Consider the following 19,782-nt stretch of genomic DNA (forward strand, 5'->3'; position numbering starts at 1 on the left):
TCCGCGCACCGACGGACGAGAGAAGGATCTTCATGCCTCACCACGACACCCCCGCGGCCGCCTGGGCCGAGCTCCGCGCAGGCAACACGCGGTTCATCGAGGACAAGATGGAGCACCCGTCGCAGGGGTTCGACAGGCGTGAGCAGCTCAAGGTCGCCCAGCACCCCTTCGCCGTCGTCTTCGGCTGCTCAGACTCACGCGTCGCGGCCGAGATCATCTTCGACCAGGGCCTCGGTGACGTCTTCGTGGTCCGCACCGCCGGGCACGTCGTCGACACCACGGTGATCGGCTCGATCGAGTACGGCGTCGACGTCCTCGACACCCGCCTCGTGGTCGTCCTCGGGCACGACAGCTGTGGCGCGGTCGCAGCCGCTGCGCACGCCCTCGCGACGGGCGAGCAGCCGACGGGCTTCGTCAGGGCTGTCGTCGACCGCGTGATCCCGTCGATCGTCGGCATCACCGCTGCCAACGGTGGCGGCTTCGAGACTGTGTCGGCCGATGTTCTGCGCCGCGAGCACGTGCGCCACACGGTGTCGATGCTGCACTCCTACTCCGCAGGCCTGGCCAAGGCCGTCGAAGAGGGTCGCTGCGCGATCGTCGGCGTCGAGTACGACCTCGCCGACGGCCACGCCCGACTCATCGAGGCGATCGGCGACATCGGCGACGCCGAGTTCGACGTCTGACACAGACGGCCCGGGCACCCTGGGTGCCCGGGCCCGGCTCGTGCTGACCAGGGCTGGTGCGGCACGATGGTCCTATGACTACTGCACCTGACACCGACGTCACCGGCGAGTTCCGCATCGAGCACGACACGATGGGCGAGGTCCGCGTCCCCGCGGCCGCCCTCTACCGTGCGCAGACCCAGCGTGCCGTCGAGAACTTCCCGATCTCCGGGACCCCCCTCGAGCGCAGCCACATCGAGGCCCTCGCCCGCGTCAAGAAGGCCGCCGCGCAGGCCAACGCCGAGCTCGGCGTCCTCGAGGCGGACCTCGCCCAGGCCATCGTCGACGCCGCCGAGGCCGTCGCCCAGGGCGGGTACGACGAGCACTTCCCCCTCGACGTCTTCCAGACCGGCTCCGGCACCTCGTCGAACATGAACACCAACGAGGTCATCGCCGAGCTCGCGACCCGTGCCCTGGGACGCGAGGTGCACCCGAACGACCACGTCAACGCGTCGCAGTCCTCGAACGACGTGTTCCCGACCTCGGTCCACGTCGCCGCGACAGCCGGCGTCGTCCGCACGCTCATCCCCGCGCTCGACCACCTCGCGACGTCGCTCGAGGCCAAGGCCACCGAGTTCGCGACCGTCGTGAAGTCCGGCCGCACGCACCTCATGGACGCGACCCCCGTGACCCTCGGCCAGGAGTTCGGCGGGTACGCCGCCGCGGTCCGCTACGGCATCGAGCGTCTCGAGTCCGCGCTCCCCCGGGCCGCCGAGGTCCCGCTCGGAGGGACCGCCGTCGGCACCGGGATCAACACCCCGGCCGGGTTCCCGCAGCGCGTCATCGCGCTCCTCGTCGAAGACACCGGTCTTCCGCTCACCGAGGCACGCGACCACTTCGAGGCGCAGTCGGGCCGTGACGGCCTCGTCGAGCTCTCGGGTGCGCTCCGCGGCATCGCCGTGAGCATCACGAAGATCTGCAACGACCTGCGCTGGATGGGCTCAGGCCCCAACACCGGCCTCGGCGAGATCGCGATCCCCGACCTCCAGCCCGGCTCGTCGATCATGCCGGGCAAGGTCAACCCGGTGATCCCGGAGGCCGTGCTCATGGTCGCCGCCCGCGTGATCGGCAACGACGCGACCGTCGCCTGGGCTGGCGCGAGCGGCTCCTTCGAGCTCAACGTGCAGATCCCGGTGATCGCGCTCGGTGTGCTCGAGTCGATCCGCCTGCTGTCGAACGCCTCGGTGCTGCTCGCCGACAAGACCGTCGACGGCATCACCGCGAACGTCGAGCGGGCCCGCGCCCTCGCCGAGTCGTCGCCGTCGATCGTCACCCCGCTCAACCGGGTGATCGGCTACGAGGCTGCTGCGAAGGTGGCCAAGCACTCCGTGAAGAACGGTCTGACCGTGCGCGAGGCCGTGATCGACCTCGGCTTCGTCGAGCGTGGAGAGGTCACCGAGGCCCAGCTCGACTCGGCCCTCGACGTGCTCGCCATGACGCGCCCGCCGCAGGCCTGACGTCCACGCCTGCACAGCTGGCCTCGCAGCGCCGAGTCCCTCCCGGGGCCCGGCGTTGCGTCGTCTGCTCTCGGCGCACCGAGGCCCTCGCCCTCGCCTACCCTGGAGCAGGACCGTCCGAAGGAGCTGACCGACCATGACCGAGCCGGGTGCACGCGCACGGGTAGACACGTGGGTGTGGTGTGTCCGCCTGTTCCGCACCCGCACGCTCGCCGCGGCGGCGTGCCGCGCGGGGCACGTGCGCGTCAACGGGGACCGGGCGAAGCCGGCCACCCCGGTCGGTCCGGGCGACGAGGTGCGGGTCCGGGTCGAGGGTCTCGAGCGGATCGTCGTCGTGACCAGGCCGATCACCCGGCGGGTGGGTGCCGCCGTGGTCCCCGACTGCCTGGTCGACCACTCTCCGCCGCCCCCGACGAAGCTCGACACCCCCGCCGTCCCGGTCCGCGACCGCGGGGCCGGACGCCCGACCAAGCGCGAGCGCCGAGAGATCGACGCCCTGCGCGGGCGCGCTCTCGACTGACGGCAGCGGCCCGTCCGGCGGTAGTCTCGCGCGGGTGACCGTGCTCATCGACGCCCCGCTGTGGCCCGCCCACGGCACCCTGTGGTCCCACCTCGTCTCAGACCTCTCCCTCGACGAGCTGCACGACTTCGCAGCCCGCGCAGGGATCGCGCGGCGGGCCTTCGACCTCGACCACTACGACGTGCCCGAGGCCAGGTTCGCCGAGCTCGTCGCCCTCGGGGCCGTCCCCACAGACCGCCGCGAGCTGGTGCGCAGGCTCACGACGGCAGGGCTGCGGGTCGCCGGCCACGCGCGGGGTGCCGCGAAGCGGGCTGCTCTCCAGGCGCGCTGGGACGCACTGCTTCCCGGGACACCGACGGTCGGGTCTGAGCTCCTCGACCGCTGGTACGAGGCCCACCGCACCTATCACGGGCCCGCGCACCTGACCCACGTGCTCGACTCCCTCGTGGTCCTCGACCCGGACCGGACAGCGCCGCGGGCTGTCGCCCTCGCGCTGTGGTTCCACGACGCCGTGCACGACGGCAGAGCGGGGGACGACGAGGCGGCGTCAGCCGCCCTCGCGGGAGAGACGCTCGGAGCCCTGGACGCCACAAGCAGCGCGGTCGGCACCGAGGAGGCCCAGAGCCCCGAGGTCGCGACCCAGGTCGAGAGGACCGCGACCCGGGTCGAGAGGACCGAGGTCGCCGAGGTGCAGCGTCTCGTCCTGCTCACCACGCACCACGACCCGGCCCCGGGTGACCACGCGGGTGCGCTGGTCTGCGACGCGGACCTGGCGATCCTCGGCAGCGCGCCGGACCGCTACACCCGCTACACCGAGCAGGTCCGCCGCGAGTACGCGCACGTGCCCGACGAGCTGTTCGCGCCGGCGCGTGCGGAGGTCTTGGAGCGGCTGCTCGACGCGGGCCCGTTCTTCAGGACGCCCGTCGGCGCGGAGCGCTGGGAGGCGGCGGCCCGACGCAACGTCTCCGACGAGATCCTGCGGCTGCGCGGCCACGGCACGGGCCGCTGACGTCGCGCGGGTGTCACGTGTCTCGGCATCCTGCAGACCGTCATCAGGCAGACCGTCACGCTGCGGACTCTGCCCCGCAGCGGCCAGCCGATGACCGCAGTAGCGGCCGGCCAGCCTGTCCTGCAGGTCGCCACAGACCGCTCCGTCAAGGAAGCCGGCAGCCCGTGGCCGTAGCACGCGCCAGGCTCAGAGCGACCCGCGCAGCGCCGCTCCGAGCTCGCGGCGGTTCTTCACACCGGCCTTGGCGAACACCCTCGAGAGATGCGAGTCCACGGTCCGCACCGAGAGCACCAGGCGCTCGGCGATCTCGCGGCTGCTCAGACCACCGGCAGCCAGGCCGGCGATCTGCTGCTCGCGACGGGTCAGCGTGACCGACCGCTGGGTCGGCGGCAGCCACACGCCGCACTGGCCGAGCTCGTGGGAGGCGACGAGCATCAGCTGCGGGTCTCCCGAGGCCATCGCCTCGGCGTGCGCGGCGAGGGCCTGCGCACGGCGCCCGTCCACCCGCGAGGCGAGGGCACGGGCCCTCTCGACGAGCTCCCCGGCGCGGGCGACCCGGCCGTCGCCGTAGAGGGCGAAGACCGCGCGGTGCACGGCGTCGAGCTCGACCCGGGCGAGGTCACGGGCAGCAGCCCAGCCGGCCAGCTCGAGTGCCTCGTCGGCGAAGGTGGGCTCACGCAGCCACGACGAGGCGTCGAGGCGCACGAGACGGATCTCGGCCGCCGTATAGGAGCCGTAGAGGCGTGACGGCACGTGCTTGGCGCGCTCGAGCAGCTCGCGCCCGCCAGAGGTGTCTCCGGAGGCGAGGGCCATGACGGCCTCGGACACGAGCGACATGGCGGACAGCCCGATGACGTCGGAGATCGCGAGCTGGCCGTTGGCCGCGTGGATCTCGTCTCGAGCGTGCGACCATCGTCCGCGCAGTGCCGCGACGCCGCCGCGCAGCAGCCGGGTGGCCGTGGGGTCGACGTTGAAGGGGACGTCCGGCTCGTCGAGAGCCGCGACGATCGACTCGGCGAGGGCGACCTCTCCGAGGCCGACGACCGTGAAGTAGCCGACGCTGAAGATCTCCGCGACCGACCACGGCCGGGTGTCCGAGTGCGCCTGCGCGACGCCGTAGAACCGCTGCGCGAGAGCCTGCGCCGCGAAGAGCCTGCCGCGCTGGGTGAGGTCGAGCAGGAGCAGCGGGACGAGCGGCAGGACGTCCGGCGAGTACGCGGCCGGGCCCTCGAGGACGGCGGCGCACTCGTCGCGGCACTCGTCGAAGCGCAACGCGCTGGCGAGCACCGTGATGCGGGCGACCTGGAGCCGCAGCGCCACCCGGGCCGGGAGGTCGCCGTCGAAGAGCCCGGAGAGCTGTGCGCCGAGGCGCTCGACCTCGGCCAGGGCCTCAGCGTCGTCGCCGTGCTGGTGCTGCTCGATGCCGATGACGATGTCGCTCACGTCGGCGAGGATCGCGGCGCGGTCGTCGAGGGGAAGTTCTGTGCGCACGACGTCGTCGAGGAGCTCGTCGAGGTCACGCTTGGCCCGGGCGCTCTGGTCCAGGTAGTACCAGGCGAGCGCCCGTCCGTGCAGCAGGCGGAGCCTGTGCGGGTCGCGCGGCTCGCTGACGCGCAGCGCGTTGGTCGCGATGCGCACGGCGCTCTCGCACCGCCCGGACATGAGAGCGCCCTGGAGCGCCCCGAGCACCCTGTCGGGGGTCTCGTGGACACCGCAGGCCAGCGCGGTGTCGACCGAGTCGACGAGCACGGAGCCGCTCTGCTGCTGGAGGTCGTCCTGGACGCCGCGGAGCAGCTCGAGGTCGAGGCGCCGCCTGGACGTCGAGGTCGTGGCGCGGAGCACCTGCCCGTAGACGATCGCGCAGCCCAGGTACGCCGCGCGGGAGCCTGCGCCCGCGCCGCCCTGGCGCTGCGAGGAGACGAGCCCCTCGGCGACGAGGTGGTCGACCGCCGCAGCGGGCACGAGGCGCTCGAGGGAGTCGCGGTCGACGGTCCCGGAGGTCGCCACGAGGCGCAGGGCATGACGCTCGACGGTGCTCAGCCCGGCGAGGTCGTGCTCGACGAGGTGGCTGAGGCGGTCGCTGACCGGCGCCTCGCCCGACCACACCCACACGTCGCCGTCACGGCGCACGGTGCCGTCGACGAAGGCCTCGACGGTCGTCTCGACGAGCAGCAGGGGGTTGCCACGGGTGGCCTCCCACACGTGGTGGAGCACCCGCTCGGACACGGGTCCGGCCAGCGCCTTGCGCAACCAGCCCTCGACCTGCGGCTTGGTGGCTCCCCGCAGGTCGATGCGGTCGACGGCCCCGTCGCGCCACATCTCGAGCCACGGGCTCTGCGAGGCACGGTGACCGCGCATCGTCGCGACGAGCTGGATCTCGTCTTGACGGGCCAGGCCCGCCAGGACGCGGGCGCTGAGGTCGTCGAGGAGGTGGGCGTCGTCGAGCCTGACCACGACGCGGCGCCCGGCGGACATCGCGCGCAGCGCGTCGAGGACCACCCTGCGGACCACGCCGACCCCCGCGGCGACGGGGACGTCGATGTCGGGGAGCACGGCGAGCAGCGCCCCGAGGGGGACGTCGGAGTCGGCGCGGTTGGCCCCGACGCTGACCCACACGGGGCTGCCGGTGGTCTCCGTCGCAGCGCGACGGCTCCCGGGGGCCGGGGGCGCGACGGCGTAGAACGCGTCGGACTGGGTGAAGCCGTCGAGGAGACGGGTCTTGCCGACGCCGGGCTCTCCGCAGAGGAAGACGCTGCGACCGGCGACGACGGCAGCCTCGAGCTGGGCACCCTCGTCGTCGCGCGCGAGGGGCGTGCGACGGATCGCCGCAGCCGTGAGGTCCAGGCGGGACGTGGAGGGGGTGTGCGTCCATCCGGTGGCTAGTACAGGCGTCGTCACAGGTCCAACCTCCGGTGTGGGCCGAGGAGACCCGATGGTTCGCTGCACAGACTTTAACGGGCGGCAATGGGTACTTGGTCCCATGCACCGGAACTTCACCCGCTCCGGCGGCGACCGCGAGATGACCCGTGACCAGCGCCTCTGCTATGCGCGAGCCGAGGTCGACCGGGCGAAGTCCGGGTGGGCACCACAACTACGTAGCGACTACCGATGCCCGTGCGTGGTCACGACTCCTAGCGTTGCCGCGAAGCGTGCCCCAGTCACGTGCCGGCGACCTGGTCGACCTGTACGAGCGGCGGGCGGTCCATCACACGAGGAAGAGGAAGAGCTCCGTGCCTACCTACACCGCGCCCGGCGTCTACATCGAAGAAGTCCCGTCGTCACAGAAGGTCCTCGCGTCGGCGCCCACAGCCGTCGCCGCCTTCGTCGGCTTCACCGAGCGCGCCCCGCTCGACGACCCGAGCGACCCCGAGGGCCTCGCCCCGAGGCTCGTCACCAGCTGGACCCAGTTCGAGAAGCTCTACGGCGGGTTCGTCGAGGGCGCTGTGCTGCCCCTCTCCGTCTACGGGTTCTTCCTCAACGGCGGCAGCCTCGCGTACGTCGTGCGCATCCCCAACGTCCAGCCCGCCGGCGAGCCCGCCCGCCGCGGTCTGCCCGCCGTCGACCGCGCCCTCGGCCTGCCGGTCTCGGTCGAGAGCATCGAGCCCGACGCGAACATCTCCGTCGCTGTCGAGACCGTCGAGGCGGACGACGACCTCGACGGCCCGTCGGCCTTCACCATCCACATCCTCCAGGGCGACGAGGTCGTCGAGAGCTACCCCGACCTGACCATCGGCGGGGCTACCGACGCAGCGACGGTCATCAACAAGACGTCGACGCGCGTCAAGGTCGAGGTCACCCTCGAGGCCAAGACCGACCTGTCGAGCCAGCTCGAGATCCTCAAGCCCGGCATCTACCAGCTCGAGAAGGCCGCCCCCGTCGCGGTCCCCGTCTCCGGGCGCAAGTTCGCGGGCTCCGAGAACGCCCGCACGGGCATCAACGGTCTCGCGATCGCCGAGGACGTGACGATGGTCGCCGTCCCTGACCTCGTGACAGCCGCGACCCGCGAGGACGGCACCCTCGACCTCGACCTGTGGAAGGCCGTGCAGACTGCGCTCATCGCGCACTGCGAGCTGCACCCCAACCGCATGGCGATCCTCGACGCGCCTCCCGGGTTCGGTCCCCAGCAGGTCAAGGAGTGGCGCTCGGACGTCGCCCAGTACGACTCCGCCTTCGCGGCGCTCTACTACCCGTGGATCAAGGTCGAGAACCCGCTCCCGGGCGCGACCCAGGCGGACATCCTCATCCCGCCGTCCGGCCACGTCGCCGGCGTGTGGGCCCGCACGGACGACACCCGCGGGGTGTGGAAGGCCCCGGCCAACGACACCATCCGCGGCGTCCTGGACGTCGAGCGCTCGATCACCCAGAACGAGCAGTCGCTGCTCAACCCGCTCGGCATCAACGCGATCCGCCCCTTCGGCACGCGTGGCATCCGCATCTGGGGTGCCCGCACCCTCGCCTCGGACACCGACTGGCAGTACATCAACGTCCGCCGCCTGTTCAACATGATCGAGTCGACGATCCTCGAGGGCACCCAGTGGGCCGTCTTCGAGCCGAACGACGTGACTCTGTGGGAGGGCGTCAAGCGCACGCTCACCGGCTACCTGCACGGCCTGTGGCAGTCGGGTGCGCTCTTCGGCACCAGCGCCGAGCAGGCGTTCTTCGTCAACTGCGACGCGACGATCAACACCCCGGAGTCGATCGACGCCGGAAAGCTCGTCGTCGAGGTCGGCATCGCGCCGGTCAAGCCCGCCGAGTTCGTGATCTTCCGGATCAGCCAGAACAAGCAGACCGGCAGCTGAGCCGCCGCACTGTCGCCGCGGGCTCACCTCAGGGTGCAGGCCGCGGCGACAGTGCCAGCAGGTGCCAGCAGGTGCCAGCAGGCGCCACCCCCGTCGCCGCAGAGCGACCCCGCACAGAGCACGTCCCCGCACGACCGTCCCGGCGCAGCACCGCCGGGACGCCACACCCCGAGCTGAGGAGCCACCGTGGCCGCAGGCCTGTTCACCAACGACCCGATCATCGCGCAGAACTTCTTCCTGGAGATCGACGGCGCCGTCATCTCCTCCCTCACCTCCGTCACGGGCCTCGACATCGAGGTCGCCGTGTCGACGACGCGCCAGGCCGGCGCCGGCGGCGTGGCCGAGGCCATCAAGGCCATGGGCACCCGGACCCTGGCCCCCGAGATCACGCTCGTCCGCGTGGCTCCGCTCGACTCCCCGAGCGACAAGATGTGGAAGTGGTTCAACGACGTCCGCGGGACCGGCCTCAAGGCCACGGACCGTGCCGGCATGCGCAAGAACGGCTCGATCGTCCTCTACGACTCCGCCAAGACCGAGGTCGCCCGCTTCAACTTCTTCAGCGCGTGGCCCTCGCGCATCGCGACCGACGGTCTGTCCGTCGACTCGAGCGAGGTCGTCAAGGAGAGCATCACGCTCCAGTGCGAGCGTCTCGAGCGCGTCAAGTGACCCTCCAGACCCGGTTCTCCTTCACCCTGCCGCGCGGCTACGTCGACGACCACGGCACGCTCCACCGCGAGGGCGTCATGCGTCTGGCGACGGCCCGTGACGAGCTCGAGCCGCTGCGCGACCCCTCGGTCGACGGACCCGACGACCCCCGCCTCACCGTCGTCGTGCTCGCCCGCGTGATCGAGTCGCTCGGCTCCCTCGAGCTCGTGACGACGCACGAGGTCGAGAACCTCTTCGCGGCGGACCTCGCGTTCCTGCAGGACTTCTACGGCGTCATCAACTTCGGCTCGCAGGAGGAGTACGAAGAGCTGCTCGCGCTCCAGCGCGACGCTCTCGCACCGATCCGCCAGGCCCCCGCGACGCCCGCGGCTGCCAGCACGGTCGAGGCCGCCCCCGCGGCTCCGGCTGCCGCTGCCGCTGCTGACGAGCAGGGCGTACCCGCCCCGGTCCAGCACCAGCCGGCGGTCTCGGCCTCGGTGACCTACGCCCGCCGGACCGCCGTCGAAGAGATCCCGCAGGACGTGCGATAGCCACGATGCTCCGTTATCCGGCAGAAGCCCTGTGGCAGGAGATCGCGTACCTCGCGTACCACCTGCACTGGACCGTCGACGACCTCCTCGACCTCGAGCACCTCGACAGGGTCAGGATGATCCGCGCGGTGTCCTCGTTGAACGAACGTGCATGGGAGGCCGTCCGTGAGAGCGTCTGAGATGGAAGCCCTCGGGGGTGAGCCGACCACTGTCGGGCTGTTCCTCTTCGAGGTCGACGGCGTGCCCATCGGGACCTTCCGCGAGGTCAGCGGGCTGCGCCTGACGGTGTCGGTGACGGAGCACGTGGAGGGTGGCCAGAACGGCTACACCCACAAGCTCCCCGGGGTGCTGCGGTGGCCCAACCTCGTGTTCACGCGAGGACTGGTCGAGTCCGACGCGCTCTTCACCTGGGTGACCCGGTCCTCGGGCGAGGGCTTCGCGTCCAACGACAGCACGCTCACCCGGTCGACGGGTGCTGTCACAGCGCTCAACCACTCGGGCGACAGGCTGCGCTCGTGGGACCTCGACGGCGTCTTCGCGGTCGGGTGGGAGGGGCCGAGCTTCAGCGTCGACTCCGAGACCCAGCCGACCGAGCGACTGGAGATCGCCCACAACGGCTTCCGTGCCAGGACGCCGTCATGAGCGCGGTACAGGGCGTGCCGGCCGGAGCGGGTGCTGCTGGCGAGGCGTCGCCGGCTGACGACGCGGCCCAGCCCGCTGCGGGCGAGGTCGGTCTCGTCGGTGACCCGTCGTCGGGCCTCGCACCTGCCGCACCACGAGCTCCGCTGACCCGTCCGAGCTCCTTCGACGCCCGCTTCCGGACGGGTTTTGTCGGTCGGACCGGGACCGACGCGATCCTCTTCGTCCGGGCCGTCGCCCGACCGGGGACCCTGCGCGGAGTCGGGCGGACAGCACCGCTCGCACGCCGCACGGCGCCCGTGTCCGTGCATCCGGTCCGTCCTGGGAGCGTCGCCGCACCGCGGTGGTGGAGCCCGGGCCTGCGCTCTGCCCAGACTGCGGCCGGACCGTCGGCGACCTCGCAGCAGGCCCCCGCCCGGACACCGGGCTCGACGACCTCGTCCGCGAGCGCGGGGGCGCAGACCACCGCGAACCAGCGGCTCGTCCCGTCGGCGACGGGTCCGGCAGGCACGGCGGCTGTGAACGTGCCCGGTGCTGGTGGACCCGCGACCGGTCGGCCCGCAGGCACCCCGTCGCAGGGCGCCGCTCTTCCCGCGACCTCGGGTCAGCCGTCACCCGGTGCGCCCTCGTCTCGCGCTGCGACGACCGGGACGGCCGGCTACGTCCGCCCTGTGCTCCCCGCACGCACCAGCGTCGCGGCGCCGCTCCCGGCGCGCGGTCTGCCGAGGGTCGTGCGCCAGGTCCCCGACGAGAAGACGTGGAACCCAGGGACCTTCTCCCGCTCGACGGTGCCCCAGGCTGTCCCGATGCGTCTGCCCGACGAGGTCCGGGCCGCGGGGTCGATGGTGCTGCCGCACGACCGTCGTCGTCGTGACCTGCCGCGGCAGGCCGAGACCACCCGCTCGGAGCCTGCTCCGGGGAACGCGCCGAGAGCCGGATCGACGCCGACCGTCGCGGGGACGCGGACGGCAGCCGACTCTCGCGGACGAGTGACCCTCCCCGCACGCTCGAGCGCGCTGGCTGTCCTCAGCGCGCGGGCACCCCGCGCAGCCCGGGTGCAGCAGGTTCCGGTGGCTGGCCGGAGCACGGGCGCCCTCGACGCCCGGACCGGTCGACCCGTCCGGCAGCCACAGCCCCACCAGTCGTCTCAGAGGTCGGAGCCAACCCTGTCGGCCCAGCAGGCCCGACGCTCTGGGCACGCATCGCCGCAGGCGTCGTGGGGTCAGCAGCCGCAGCGGTCGTCGACCCTCGCACGCTCGGGCTCGACGGGTGTCGCGCTCGCCGGCGCTGCGCTCCTCACCCGAGGCGCCGTCGCAGCAGGGTCGACGCCGTCGGCGAGCCCGCTCGCGGCCCGGCGTGCCCTGGCCGCACGCGAGGCCGCGGACCGCTTCGCCGAGCACCGGCGCGAGTCGCGCGAGCGTCTGCTGCGCCACCGTGCGGAGGCTGCAGCAGCCGCCGAGAGCCCGCAGGACGAGCGCCGTCGCCGCACGCGTGGGGCTCTGCTGGTCGCCCGTGGCCCGGCGAGCCGCACAGCTGCGGTCCTGGCTGTGCCCGTCGTCGCCGTCGCTGTCGCCGCCGCCCTGCGCTCGTCGCGGACACCTGTGGCACCAGAGAAGGCCGTCCCGGAGCGAGAGCGTCGGCGACGGGTACGCCCTGTCGTCGTCCCCATCTTGCTGCGTCCGGCTCGGGCCGCGCAGCCCCGCCAGGCGGCGCAGCCGCAGCCGCGCGCGCTGCGTCCTGCTGTCGCCCGGCGCACCGCGCTCGTCCCCAGGCCCGTCCCGGTCCCTCGCCCCGCGCCCGTGGCACGCCAGGTGCCGGCCCGACGCCCGGTCACCCCGATGCCGCCCCGTCCTCGTCCTGTCGTGCCTCCGCTGCCTGCCGCGCGAGCCGAGGCACCGCGCTCCCTCGTGCCCGCCGCCGCCGGGCGTCTCGTCCCAGCGGCACGCCGCCTCGTCCCCGTGCCTCTGCCGGTGGCCGCGGCGACAGCACGACCCGTCTCGGTCGGGCCGGCTCCGGTCGTCGCCGCACGGGTGCTGCCCGCCGCGGCGGCCCTCGCGAGCACGAGGCGCGCTCCGCTGTCCGCTGCTCGCCTCGCGCCGTCCCGTACGACGGGTCGCCCGGCACCGGCACGTCTGGTGCCTGTGCGCAGCGCCGCGCTGCCGACCGTGGTGGTCCCGCGGCACGCTCCCCGTCCTGCGGCTGTCGTCACCGTCCCCCCGGCGGCACGCCAGAGGCTCGCGCCAGCTGCTCGGCTCACGCCCGCCCGTCGCGTCCTGACCCCGGTCCCGCTTCCTCTCCGGCCTGCCCCGCGAGCGGTCCTGACCCCGGTCGCGCTGCCTGCACGGAGGGCCTCGGCCACCTCGGTGGCCCCTCGACTCGTGCCGACCCGGCGCACCCTGGCACCCGTGCCGCTGCCGAGCCGCCCTGCGCCCCGGCCCGTGGCAGCACCCGTGGTGCTCCCCGCCCGGCGACCGTCGGCAGTCCTGGGCGCTCCGCGGCTGGTCCCGACGCGGCGCACGCTGGCACCGGTCTCGCTGCCCACCCGCCCGGCCGCCCGGGCCGTGCCGGTGGTCCCGGTCTTCCCGGCTCGTCGACCGTCGGCGACCCTCGGCGCACCGCGGCTCATCCCCACGCGTCGCACCGTCGCGCCCGTCCCGCTCCCGCTCCCGGCACGCCGGACCGCAGCCCCGGGCGCACCACGCCTCGTCCCGACGAGGCGTCCGCTCGTCCCGGTGGCGGTGCCGCTGGTCCAGCGCGCTGCGCCTCGCACACGCCCGGACTCCCCCGGCCGGCTCGTCCCCGCGGCACGCACTCAGGCGTCTGTCGCCCCGGTCGTCCCGCTCCGCGGCCGCCGCACCCCGGTGACCCCTGTTGCGCCGACGCCACAGTCGGCCCCGCTCGTCCCGCGTCCCCGCACGGCACCCACGACGATCCCGAGGATCGTCCAGCCACGGACCTCGACGCGTCCTGCGGTCGTCGTCCCTGTCGCCGCGCGGCTGCTCGGCGTCACCGCGCCGACCGCAGCCCGGGCCGGTGCGACAGCAGCCGTGGTCAGACCGGCGGTCGCGGCCCGGAAGAGCCCGGCTGCGACGGCGCCGCCCGTACCGGCGTCGGCTCGGAGCGGCAGAGCCTCGGCGGCTCAGGTGACCTCGACGGCGGACCAGCTGGAGATCTTGCGCAAGATCACCGGCAGACCGCTCGGCGCACCGACCGATCCGTCCCCCTCGCAGACGGCCCGTCAGACCCCGGACCTGGCACCCGTCGCGTCCCAGCCCCCCGAACCGACCCCGGCGATCGACCAGGCGGCTCTCGTCACCGAGATCCTCGCCCGCCTCGACTCGCGGATCACCGCGCGGCTCGACGACGCGCTCGTGCGGACCCTCGAAGACCGTGTCCTGCGCAAGGTCGAAGACCGCCTGCTCGACGAGGCGTCCCGCCACAGCTCGTCCTTCACGACTGGAGTGTTCTGATGTCTGCACCGGAGAAGGCCTTCCTCGAGATCGAGGGGGGCGCGCGCGTCCCCTGCCTGTTCAACCCGGCGCAGCTCACCATCAGCCGGCGCAACCGCTGGACCGGCACCCCCGTCGCCGGACGGGGTGTACCGACGCTCCGGTACGCAGGCGCCATGCCCGGCAGCCTCTCGGTCGACCTGTTCTTCGACACGACGGCGACAGGGACGTCGGTGGCCGAGCACACCGGCAAGATCCTCGCGATGATGGACATCGACACGTCGCTGCCCGGGACCGACGAGTCGACCAACAACGCGCGGCCCCCGTACCTCACCTTCCACTGGGGTGACACGCACTCCTTCAAGGCCGTCGTCGCCGACCTCGCACTCACCTACACCTACTTCTCGACGACAGGCATGCCGCTGCGCGCCTCGCTCGCCCTGGTGCTCCAGCAGTACGAGGCAGCCGACTCCTACGGTCCGCAGAACCCGACGTCGGGCACCCCGCAGCCGCACCGGGTGCACCGCGTCCTCGCGGGCGAGACCCTCGACAGGATCGCGGCCCGCTACTACGGGGACTCGACCCGCTGGCGCACCCTCGCCTCGGCGAACACCGTCTCGGACCCGTTGTCGCTGCGGCCCGGGTCCTTGCTGTCCGTGCCTCGGCTCGAGGACGTCGGATGACGCCCGCCGCAGCCGCGCCACCGCGCCCGACAGGCGTCCACCTGCGTCCCACGGTCACGCTCGACGGACGCCCCCTGTCGATGCGACTGCAGGAGGCGCTCACCGAGGTGCGCATCAGCACGGCCGTGCGGACCGTCGGCGTGTGCGTGCTGCGCCTCGCCGACCCCGACTACGAGGTCGCCCGGACCGGTGCGCTCGTCATCGGCCGCACGGTCACGGTCTCGGGTCGGCGCGACACCGCGCAGGCCCGCGCCGCGCAGCTGTTCACGGGTGACATCACCGGCGTCGCGCTCGAGAACGACGGACGCGGGCGGTCCGAGCTGCTCGTGACCGTCGCCGACCGCGCGCACAGGCTCGGACGGGCGAGCCGCACGACGGCCTACCTCGAGTCCAGCTACCAGGACATCGTCGGGCAGGCCTGCCGGCGCAGCGGGCTCGGGACAGGCTCCCTGGGGACCGGGACGGTCCGCCCCTACGTGCTGCAGGCCGGCACAGACCTCGACCTCGTCAACGAGCTCAGCGGACGGCTCGGCCACGACTGGGTGGTCGAGGGCACAGACCTGAGCATGTGGGACCCCCAGACCCGCCTCGCAGGACCTCCCGCGGCTGCCCTGACTGTCGGGACCGACATCTCCGAGCTGTCCGTCAGGCTCACGTCGTCGGCGACCGAGAAGGTCACCGTCCGCGGCAGGGACCCCAAGCTCGCCGAGGTCGTCTCGGCCGACCGGACCCGCACGAGCCACGCCCCGGCCGAGCTCGCCCGGCTGTTCTCGTCGCTGTCGCTCGGCTCGGTCACGACCCTGGACACGGCGAGCAGCCCGATCTCGTCCCAGGAGGCCGACGAGCTCGCAGCAGCCGTGCTCTCGACCGACGGAGACGTGGTGCTGCGCGGCCGGCTGCGCTTCGAGCCGGACCTGCGACCGGGCAGGACCGTGGCGATCGCCGGCGCCGGACCGAGCGACGGCACGTACTACGTCCGCGAGGTGGTGCACACCTTCACCGAGTCCGAGGCCCGCACGCAGGTCGTCGCGGGCGACAACCCGCGCACGAGCCTGCGCGACGCCCTCGGTGGCCGGGGCCGCGCACCGTCGGGCTTCACCCACGACGGCCTCGTCATCGGGACGGTCTCGGACGTCGACGACACCGAGAACCTCGGCCGGGTGAAGGTGACCTTCCAGATCCTCTCCTCCGAGGTGACCTCCGACTGGGCGCGTGTCGCCTCGGTCGGGGCCGGCGCGGGCCGCGGCATGCTCTCGCTCCCCGAGATCGGCGACGAGGTGCTCCTCGGCTTCGAGGGTGCCGACGTCCGGCGACCCGTCGTGCTCTCAGGTCTGTACGGTCCGAAGTCGCCTCCGCCGGGGGCCACCGAGGCCCAGCAGAAGGGCAGCGTCCTCAACCGGGCGATCACCTCGCGGCTCGGCCACGTCGTCGAGCTCGGCGACGGGACCGCCGCGGCGGACCAGCACGTGCTGCTCGCCCTCGCCGGGCGCACCCACAGGCTCCGCCTGGGCAAGGACCGCGCCGAGATGACCGTCCCGGACGGCGTCCCGCTGACCATCACCTCGGGCGCCTCGACCATCTCGATCGACGCCTCGGGCGCGGTGAGCATCACGGGCACGACCGTGACGGTCGCCGCCGACAGCAAGCTCTCCCTCAAGGCCGCCGAGATCGAGATCGCGGCCTCGGCCAAGGTCAGCGTCTCGGGGCAGGTCGCCGAGCTCGTCGGGCAGGCCACCGCCACCGTCAAGGCCTCGGGGACCACCTCGGTCAGCGGCGGGCTGGTGATGATCAATTGAGCCAGGGCATGCAGGGCACGCACGACGTCCCGTCGTTCATCGGCCGCGGCTTCTCGTGGCCGCTCTCGGTCGACCACACGGGGTCCATCCGGCTGACCGACGGTGCCGACGACCTCGACAGGTCTATCCAGGTGGTTCTGCTCACGGCCCCCGGGGAGCGGCTCATGCGCCCGGAGTTCGGCTGCCGCATCTGGGACCTGCTGTTCGAGCCCGTCAACGCGAACCTGCTCGGTCTCGTGTCGCAGGCCGTCCGCGAGGCCCTCGCCCAGTGGGAGCCGCGGATCGCCGTCGAGGAGGTGCGCCCTGTCCAGGACCGCGCCGACTCCGCGCTCGTCCACATCGAGATCGTCTACAGGGTGCGGGTCACCAACGACCGCCGCAACCTCGTCTACCCCTTCTACGTGATCCCCCGCGAGGACTCCTGATGCCGATCCCCCCTCCCAACCTCGACGACAGGTCCTTCCAGGACATCGTCGACGAGACCAAGCGCCTCATCCCGCGCTTCACCCCGGAGTGGACCAACCACAACGTCTCCGACCCCGGCGTCGCGCTCATCGAGCTCTTCGCGTGGATGAGCGAGATGGTGCTGTTCCGCGTCAACCAGGTGCCCGAACGGTTGTACGTGCACTTCCTCAACCTCGTGGGCATCGAGCCCTTCCCGCCGTCGGTCGCCCGCACCGCGGTGACCTTCTGGCTCTCCGGCGCCAGCGACCGTGAGGTCCCCGTCCCCGCCGGGACCGAGGTCTCGACAGCCCCTACGGCCGACGGCGCCGCGGTCGTCTTCTCGACCACCGAGCCGGGCCTCGTCGTGCCGCCGGTGCTCCGCCACGTCCTCACGGGCCGGGCCGGGGAGGAGACCCTCCAGGACGGCTGGGACGACCTCGTGTACCCCGGGACCTCGCTCACCTGCTTCACGTCCACGCCGCTGGCCCAGGACGACGCGCTGTACCTCGGCTTCTCGACGACCATCGCCGCGCACGTGCTCCGCATCACCGTGCGCGCGCACGCCGAGGGGATCGGCGTCGACCCGCGCAACCCGCCGCTCGTGTGGGAGACGTGGGACGGCGAGGTCTGGGTCCCGGCGACGGTCCACGACGACACGACGGGCGGCCTCAACCGCGACGGCACCGTGCTGCTGGTCGTCCCGGCCGAGGCCCAGCCGCTCACCCTCTCTGGTGCGTCGGCGAGCTGGTTGCGGGCCCGGCTCGTGCGGCCGCTGCCCGGTCAGCCCACGTACCAGGCCTCGCCCCAGCTCGACGAGCTCACCGTCGCCGCGGCGGGCATCACGGTGCTCGCCGAGCACGCGTCCGCTGCCCCCGCCGAGATCCTCGGCCGCTCGACGGGCGTCCCCGGGCAGACCTTCGTCGTCGCGCACTCGCCTGTCGCCAGGCGACGCGGCGAGGAGCAGGTGAGGGTCGTCGGGCACGAGACCTCCGAGGCGTGGACCGAGGTGGCCGACTTCTCGGCCTCCGGCCCGACCGACAAGCACGTCGTGTGGGACTCGATCACCGGAGAGGTCCGCTTCGGGCCGACCATCCGCTACCCCGACGGCGCCCGCGTGCAGCACGGCGCCGTCCCGCCCGACGGCGCGCAGGTCCAGGTGACCGGCTACCGCCACGGCGGCGGCGCGTCGGGGAACGTCGGCCCGGGCACCCTCACGTCCCTGCGCGCCACGGTGCCCTTCGTGGCCCGCGCCACCAACCTCACCCCCGCGAGCGGTGGCGTCGACGCGGAGACCGTCGAGGAGGCGAAGGTCCGCGGACCGCTCACCCTGCGGACCGGCGAGCGTGCCGTGACGGCCGGTGACTTCGAGCGCATCACCCGGGAGGCCTCGGTCGAGGTGGCCCGCGCCGTCTGCCTGCCCCGCACCGACGGCGCCCCCGGGGCCGTGAGGATGCTCGTCGTGCCCCAGGTCCGCAAAGACCCGCGCGACCACAGGCTCGACGACTTCGCGCTGTCGGCCCCCCTCGTCGAGACCGTCGCCCACGCGATCGAGACTCGCCGGCTCGTCGGGGCCTCGGTCGAGGTCGGCACCCCGTACTACCAGGGTGTCAGCGTCGCCGTCCTGGTCCGCGCGCTGCCCGGCCGCTCTGCCCCGCTGCTGCGTCAACGGGTGCTCGACACCATCACCCGGTACGTCAACCCGCTGCACGGCGGGCCCGAGGGCACAGGGTGGCAGCTCGACACCGACCTCACGTCGGCCGCGATCGCCCAGCTAGTCGAGCCCATCGAGGGCGTCGAGCGGATCGACGAGGTCGTCCTGTTCGACTACGACCTGCGCAACGGCACCCGTGTCGGCGCGGGCCGGGACACCCTGCGCCTGGCCGCCGACGCGCTGTTCTTGTCGGCCGAGCACCGCGTCGTGGTCCGGTGACCCCCCGATGAGGCGACCCGACTGGCTCGTCGGCCAGCTGCCGCCGGCGATGCTGCAGGAAGACTTCTTCAGGCGCTTCGTCGAGATGTTCCAGGCGCAGGCCGACACCCTCATGGCGCACGCCGACGACCTCGAGCACCTCGCCGACCCCGACCTCGCACCGCCGACCCTGCTGCCGTGGCTCGCCTCGTGGATCGGCCTCGAGTCCGTCGACGGCGCAGGCCCGCCCGAGATGCAGCGCGAGGTCCTGCGCACGGCCGCACGGACCCTCGCCTGGCGTGGCACCCCGGCGGGGCTGCTGTCGATGCTCGAGCTGTTCAGCGGCGCGCCGGCCGTGGTCGAGGACGGCGGCGGCGTGTGGCGCGAGGGCGAGAGCCCCGCGGACACCGCCTGGGTGGTCATGCGGGTCGCCTCGACCGGCAACCTCACCGAGCGGGCCTTCGCCGACCTCGTCGCCGACGAGGTCCCCGCGCACGTGCGCGCCGAGCTCTGGGTCGACGGCAGGCTCGTCTGGCCACGCCGGAGCGTCCCCACCACAGCAGCGCTGTCCGTACCGCAGCCCCCGACGGAGACCTGAGCACCGATGCCCACCACCACCGTGACGTGCCCCGAGTGCGGGACCACGGCGCTCATCACCGACGGGCGACGCGACGCGAGCGACTTCTGCGCCGCGTGCGACTTCCCCCTGTTCTGGTCCAGGACCACGACCGAGGTCCGCGGGGACCTCGTCGACACCGACGACGCGCTGCGCCGCCTGCCCGGGACCGACGGGCGCGGGCTCGCCTACTCGGTGCCGTGCCCGACCTGCGGCGAGCTCAACCTCGCCACGGCCCGCACGTGCCTGCGCTGCACGGGGAGCATGGTGCCCCCGCCGCCGCCCGTGCCGGTCCCGCTCCCCCAGCCCCAGCCCGTGGTGGTCGTCGAGCCGGAGCCCGAGCCTGAGACGACCCCGTGGTGGCTCTGGTGGGCCGTCGCGGGGACCGTCGTCCTCGTGACGACGGCCGTCGCGGTGTACGTGACGCTGCGCTGAGAGCCGGACGAGCAGGCACGAGCAGGCACGACCGGCACGACCGGCACGACCGGCACGACGAGAGCCGGACCCCGCAGGGTCCGGCTCTCGCCCGTCGCGGCGTCACCC

17 protein-coding genes are annotated in these 19,782 nt (G+C 73.1%); 16 read left to right on the forward strand and 1 reads right to left on the reverse strand.

Annotation, left to right across the window (positions count from 1 at the left end; genetic code table 11):
* Nucleotides 1-32: 32 nt before the first annotated feature.
* The 4 genes from SANBI_RS12990 (at nt 33) to SANBI_RS13005 (ending at nt 3,708) form a co-directional block, all read left to right on the forward strand.
* Nucleotides 33-683, forward strand: coding sequence for a carbonic anhydrase (locus SANBI_RS12990; RefSeq protein ID WP_056129351.1), 651 nt, complete (start codon nt 33-35; stop codon nt 681-683).
* A gap of 74 nt (nt 684-757) precedes the next feature.
* Nucleotides 758-2,179 (forward strand): class II fumarate hydratase, encoded by a 1,422-nt coding sequence (locus SANBI_RS12995; protein WP_319155670.1) that lies wholly within the window; start codon nt 758-760, stop codon nt 2,177-2,179.
* Nucleotides 2,180-2,315: 136 nt separating this feature from the next.
* Nucleotides 2,316-2,699 (forward strand): RNA-binding S4 domain-containing protein, encoded by a 384-nt coding sequence (locus tag SANBI_RS13000; protein ID WP_179913362.1) that lies wholly within the window; start codon nt 2,316-2,318, stop codon nt 2,697-2,699.
* A 34-nt stretch (nt 2,700-2,733) separates the two neighbouring features.
* Nucleotides 2,734-3,708 carry a DUF4031 domain-containing protein gene (locus tag SANBI_RS13005; RefSeq protein WP_319155674.1) on the forward strand — a complete coding sequence of 325 codons (975 nt, stop codon included), beginning with the start codon at nt 2,734-2,736 and terminating at the stop codon, nt 3,706-3,708.
* Nucleotides 3,709-3,894: 186 nt separating this feature from the next.
* On the opposite strand, the gene SANBI_RS13010 is transcribed toward SANBI_RS13005, so the two are convergent.
* Complete coding sequence (locus SANBI_RS13010) at nt 3,895-6,606, reverse strand: helix-turn-helix transcriptional regulator (protein WP_319155676.1); 2,712 nt, start codon at nt 6,604-6,606, stop codon at nt 3,895-3,897.
* A gap of 332 nt (nt 6,607-6,938) precedes the next feature.
* On the opposite strand from SANBI_RS13010, the gene SANBI_RS13015 reads away from it, so the two are divergent.
* From SANBI_RS13015 to SANBI_RS13070, 12 genes are all read left to right on the forward strand, one after another.
* Nucleotides 6,939-8,507 carry a phage tail sheath family protein gene (locus SANBI_RS13015; protein ID WP_319155678.1) on the forward strand — a complete coding sequence of 523 codons (1,569 nt, stop codon included), beginning with the start codon at nt 6,939-6,941 and terminating at the stop codon, nt 8,505-8,507.
* A 186-nt stretch (nt 8,508-8,693) separates the two neighbouring features.
* Nucleotides 8,694-9,173, forward strand: a complete 480-nt coding sequence (locus tag SANBI_RS13020; protein WP_056129337.1) for a phage tail protein — start codon at nt 8,694-8,696, stop codon at nt 9,171-9,173.
* Nucleotides 9,170-9,703 (forward strand): hypothetical protein, encoded by a 534-nt coding sequence (locus SANBI_RS13025; RefSeq protein WP_319155680.1) that lies wholly within the window; start codon nt 9,170-9,172, stop codon nt 9,701-9,703. The genes SANBI_RS13020 and SANBI_RS13025 overlap by 4 nt, the downstream gene beginning before the upstream one ends.
* Nucleotides 9,704-9,708: 5 nt before the next feature.
* On the forward strand, nt 9,709-9,882 hold the full coding sequence (locus SANBI_RS13030) for a DUF6760 family protein (RefSeq protein WP_012867628.1): 174 nt from the start codon (nt 9,709-9,711) through the stop codon (nt 9,880-9,882).
* Nucleotides 9,869-10,345: a phage tail protein gene (locus tag SANBI_RS13035; protein WP_235533837.1), complete on the forward strand. Its 477-nt coding sequence runs from the start codon at nt 9,869-9,871 to the stop codon at nt 10,343-10,345. Before SANBI_RS13030 ends, SANBI_RS13035 begins: the two co-directional genes overlap by 14 nt.
* On the forward strand, nt 10,342-13,812 hold the full coding sequence (locus tag SANBI_RS13040) for a hypothetical protein (protein ID WP_319155687.1): 3,471 nt from the start codon (nt 10,342-10,344) through the stop codon (nt 13,810-13,812). The genes SANBI_RS13035 and SANBI_RS13040 overlap by 4 nt, the downstream gene beginning before the upstream one ends.
* Entirely contained in the window at nt 13,812-14,474 is a 663-nt protein-coding gene (locus SANBI_RS13045; RefSeq protein ID WP_056129329.1) for a CIS tube protein, read from the forward strand. Before SANBI_RS13040 ends, SANBI_RS13045 begins: the two co-directional genes overlap by 1 nt.
* On the forward strand, nt 14,471-16,270 hold the full coding sequence (locus SANBI_RS13050) for a phage baseplate assembly protein V (protein ID WP_319155689.1): 1,800 nt from the start codon (nt 14,471-14,473) through the stop codon (nt 16,268-16,270). Before SANBI_RS13045 ends, SANBI_RS13050 begins: the two co-directional genes overlap by 4 nt.
* Nucleotides 16,271-16,278: 8 nt before the next feature.
* Nucleotides 16,279-16,695, forward strand: a complete 417-nt coding sequence (locus SANBI_RS13055; protein WP_056129323.1) for a GPW/gp25 family protein — start codon at nt 16,279-16,281, stop codon at nt 16,693-16,695.
* Entirely contained in the window at nt 16,695-18,644 is a 1,950-nt protein-coding gene (locus SANBI_RS13060) for a putative baseplate assembly protein (protein WP_319155693.1), read from the forward strand. Before SANBI_RS13055 ends, SANBI_RS13060 begins: the two co-directional genes overlap by 1 nt.
* A 7-nt stretch (nt 18,645-18,651) precedes the next feature.
* Entirely contained in the window at nt 18,652-19,221 is a 570-nt protein-coding gene (locus tag SANBI_RS13065) for a phage tail protein (protein WP_319155695.1), read from the forward strand.
* Between the two features lie 6 nt (nt 19,222-19,227).
* Nucleotides 19,228-19,674 carry a hypothetical protein gene (locus SANBI_RS13070; protein ID WP_319155697.1) on the forward strand — a complete coding sequence of 149 codons (447 nt, stop codon included), beginning with the start codon at nt 19,228-19,230 and terminating at the stop codon, nt 19,672-19,674.
* Nucleotides 19,675-19,782 lie beyond the last annotated feature (108 nt).

Origin of the sequence: Sanguibacter biliveldensis (genome assembly GCF_033798665.1) — a bacterium.
GTDB lineage: Bacteria > Actinomycetota > Actinomycetes > Actinomycetales > Cellulomonadaceae > Sanguibacter > Sanguibacter inulinus.

Excerpts from the sequence above, each read along its gene's own strand:
- SANBI_RS13045 (WP_056129329.1), top strand. The coding sequence starts at position 13,812 with ATGTCTGCACCGGAGAAGGCCTTCCTCGAGATCGAGGGGGGCGCGCGC.
- SANBI_RS13060 (WP_319155693.1), top strand. The coding sequence starts at position 16,695 with ATGCCGATCCCCCCTCCCAACCTCGACGACAGGTCCTTCCAGGACATC.
- SANBI_RS13055 (WP_056129323.1), top strand. The coding sequence starts at position 16,279 with ATGCAGGGCACGCACGACGTCCCGTCGTTCATCGGCCGCGGCTTCTCG.
- SANBI_RS13070 (WP_319155697.1), top strand. The coding sequence starts at position 19,228 with ATGCCCACCACCACCGTGACGTGCCCCGAGTGCGGGACCACGGCGCTC.
- SANBI_RS12995 (WP_319155670.1), top strand. The coding sequence starts at position 758 with ATGACTACTGCACCTGACACCGACGTCACCGGCGAGTTCCGCATCGAG.
- SANBI_RS12990 (WP_056129351.1), top strand. The coding sequence starts at position 33 with ATGCCTCACCACGACACCCCCGCGGCCGCCTGGGCCGAGCTCCGCGCA.
- SANBI_RS13030 (WP_012867628.1), top strand. The coding sequence starts at position 9,709 with ATGCTCCGTTATCCGGCAGAAGCCCTGTGGCAGGAGATCGCGTACCTC.
- SANBI_RS13065 (WP_319155695.1), top strand. The coding sequence starts at position 18,652 with ATGAGGCGACCCGACTGGCTCGTCGGCCAGCTGCCGCCGGCGATGCTG.
- SANBI_RS13050 (WP_319155689.1), top strand. The coding sequence starts at position 14,471 with ATGACGCCCGCCGCAGCCGCGCCACCGCGCCCGACAGGCGTCCACCTG.
- SANBI_RS13040 (WP_319155687.1), top strand. The coding sequence starts at position 10,342 with ATGAGCGCGGTACAGGGCGTGCCGGCCGGAGCGGGTGCTGCTGGCGAG.
- SANBI_RS13000 (WP_179913362.1), top strand. The coding sequence starts at position 2,316 with ATGACCGAGCCGGGTGCACGCGCACGGGTAGACACGTGGGTGTGGTGT.